Origin of the sequence: Paraburkholderia sp. Cy-641, from assembly GCF_011752945.1 — a bacterium.
Classification (GTDB): domain Bacteria; phylum Pseudomonadota; class Gammaproteobacteria; order Burkholderiales; family Burkholderiaceae; genus Paraburkholderia.
Genome location: NZ_VWWM01000140.1, coordinates 1 through 1,020 on the forward strand (window position 1 = coordinate 1; position 1,020 = coordinate 1,020).

Below are 1,020 nucleotides of genomic sequence, written 5' to 3' on the forward strand. Positions count from 1 at the left end.
CCGAGGACCGTTTCCTGTTCCTCACCGCAACCGGCGCGAAGGCCGTGCCCAACTGGGCGCTGCCCGATAACTTCAAAAACCACGGCAACTACGTCATTTCGCTCGCGAACGTGACGCGCTGGCTGGGGCAGCAGGCTGAGGCGCTCGGCGTCGAAATCTTTCCCGGCTTTCCAGCTGCCGAGGTGCTCTATAACGAAGACGGCTCCGTTAAGGGCGTCGCGACCGGGAACCTCGGCATCGGCAAGGACGGCGAGCCGACCGAAAATTTCCAGCTCGGCATGGAACTGCACGCGAAGTACACGCTGTTCTGCGAGGGCGCGCGTGGGCATCTCGGGCGGCAACTGAGCGACAGGTTCAGGCTGCGCGACGGCGTCGATCCTCAGGTCTACGGCATCGGCATCAAGGAACTGTGGGAAATCGATCCCGCGAAGCACAAGCCGGGCCTCGTGATGCACACGGCCGGCTGGCCGCTCGAAAACGATACGTACGGCGGCTCGTTCCTTTATCACCTGGACAACAACCAGATCGTGGTCGGCTTCGTCGTTGGTCTTGGCTATTCGAATCCGTATCTGTCGCCGTTCGAGGAATTCCAGCGCTACAAGACACACCCGGCGATCCAAGCGATTCTCGAAGGCGGCAAGCGCGTGTCGTACGGTGCGCGGGCGATTACGGCAGGCGGGCTGATGTCGCTGCCGAAGCTCGTGTTTCCGGGTGGTGCGCTGGTCGGCGACGATGCGGGTTTCCTGAACGTCTCGCGTATCAAGGGTTCGCACGCGGCGATCAAGACCGGCATGCTCGCGGCCGACGCGGCCTTCGACGCCGTGCAGGCCGGTCGCCAGGCTGACGAACTGACTGCGTATCCGGAAGCCTTCAAGACCTCATGGCTTCACACTGAACTGTATCGCGCACGCAACTTCAAGCAGTGGATGAGCAAGGGCCTGTACCTCGGCACGCTGATGGTCGGCATCGAGCAGAAGCTGCTGGGCGGCAATGTGCCGTGGACGCTGCATCACCAGCATT

At 62.5% G+C, this 1,020-nt stretch carries 1 protein-coding gene; it reads left to right on the forward strand.

Going from position 1 to position 1,020, the window contains the following annotated elements; all coding sequences use genetic code 11:
- The coding region (locus F3J20_RS31715; protein WP_167285841.1) for an NAD(P)/FAD-dependent oxidoreductase at window positions 1–1,020 on the forward strand (1,020 nt) is incomplete at both ends.